This window comes from Streptomyces sp. NPDC096132 (assembly GCF_044763345.1).
In the GTDB taxonomy this organism is placed as follows: Bacteria; Actinomycetota; Actinomycetes; order Streptomycetales; family Streptomycetaceae; genus Streptomyces.
The window spans coordinates 1-1560 of sequence record NZ_JBIWGA010000093.1; the positions used below are offsets into that span (position 1 = coordinate 1).

Below are 1560 nucleotides of genomic sequence, written 5' to 3' on the forward strand. Positions count from 1 at the left end.
TTCAGCGGCTCGGTCAGCAGCGGGTTGGACATCAGGTAGATCTGCCCGGCGGCCAGGTAGTTGGCGGCCCGCCAATGGGCGTCGAGGGCGTGCAGTTCCTGGTCGGAGAGTGCGACGGCGTCCTGGTGTTCGACCTTGGGCATGGGGTGCTCCGGAAGTCAGCGGGCGGTGGAGGCGGCGGGAGCGGCTGTGGGCGACGGGGCGGCACGATCCAGCGAGTGGGGCGCTTCTCTCACGTCCGCTCGGGTACGACCGCGACGGCGCAGGCGGCATGGTGCAGGACCCCGTGGGCGACGCGTCCCAGCTGGAGGCCGAGGTGCCCGGGATTGCGCCGGGCGCCGACCACCAGCAGGTCGGCCTCGTGCGAGGCGGCCAGCAGAACCGTGCGGGCCGGGCCCTCCACCGTGCGCGGGCGCACCTCCACATCGGTCGGCACGTGCCGCACCGCCTTCTCCAGGACTTCGGCGGCGTGCTGCTCGTGCAATCGCGCGGGCTCGCCGGCAAGCAGGGGGTGGTCGGTGCTCTCGTGTGCCGGGCACCGCCAGGCCCGTACGGCGTCCAGGGTCGCCCGACGCAGCCTCGCCTCCTCGGCGGCGAAGCGCAGGGCGGCGGAGTCCGCGCTCTTGTCGCCCACGCCCACCACGACACGCCCGTGATGCCCGGCGCTCACCCGGTTGTCCCGGCCATCGCCCAGCACGATCACCGGGCAGTCGGCGTGGGCGGCAACGGTCAAGCTGACCGAGCCGAGCAGCATCTCCATGAGGCCGCTGCGGCCGCGGGTACCGAGCACGAGGGCACAGGCGGTGTGCCCCTCGTGGACGAGGGCGTACTCGGGCTCCTCGGGCAGCACGTCGGTGGAGATGTTCAGATCACCTTGGCGCAGGCGGGCCCGCTGCGCGGCGGTCCGTACGATGTCCTCGGCCATGACCTGCTCGGACGGCTTGCCGAGGTCGTCCGCGAGGGACTCGCCCTCGTAGCGTTCCCAGAGGGAGGCGTAGACCACCCGCAGCGGCACTCCGCGCAGGGCGGCCTCGTCGACCGCCCAGTCCACGGCCCGCAGGCTGGGCTCGGAACCGTCCACACCGACGACGACCGGGCGGGCCATGTCGCTCACCGCCCCGCTCCGAGGTCGAAGACGATCCGGGCCTTGACCTCGCCGCGCAGCACGGCGTCGATGGAGTCGTTGACCGCCTCCAGGGGGCGGGTCTCTTGGATGACCCTGGTGCGGCCGGCGGCGTGCAGCTGGAAGACCTCGGCCAGGTCCTGCCGGGTGCCGACGATCGAGCCGATCACGGAGGTGCCGTTGAGGACGGTGTCGAAGATCGGGACGCGGACCGTGCCGTGCGCCGGCAGGGCCACCATGACCAGCTTGCCGCCGCGCCGCAGACCGGAGTTGACGGCCTCGAAGGCCGCGTCGTTGACCGCGAGGGCGATCGCCGCGTGGGCGCCGCCGTGCCGCTTGAGGACCTCGCCGACGTTGTCCTTGCGGGCGTCGATCAGGATGTCCGCGCCGAGTTCGGCGGCCAGTTCGAGCTTGTCGTCGGTGACGTCGATCGCGGC

At 72.7% G+C, this 1560-nt stretch carries 3 protein-coding genes; all 3 read right to left on the reverse strand.

The window, feature by feature from the left end:
* On the reverse strand, positions 1-143 hold a 143-nt coding region (locus ACIRF9_RS52630), incomplete at its 3' end, for a hypothetical protein (protein WP_403837807.1).
* A gap of 89 nt (positions 144-232) precedes the next feature.
* A complete protein-coding gene (locus tag ACIRF9_RS52635; RefSeq protein WP_403837809.1) occupies positions 233-1105 on the reverse strand; it encodes a universal stress protein in 873 nt (290 codons plus the stop codon).
* Positions 1106-1110: 5 nt separating this feature from the next.
* Positions 1111-1560: zinc-binding dehydrogenase (locus ACIRF9_RS52640; RefSeq protein ID WP_403837805.1), on the reverse strand; the 450-nt coding region annotated here is incomplete at its 5' end.

Excerpts from the sequence above, each read along its gene's own strand:
- ACIRF9_RS52635 (WP_403837809.1), bottom strand. The coding sequence starts at position 1,105 with ATGGCCCGCCCGGTCGTCGTCGGTGTGGACGGTTCCGAGCCCAGCCTG.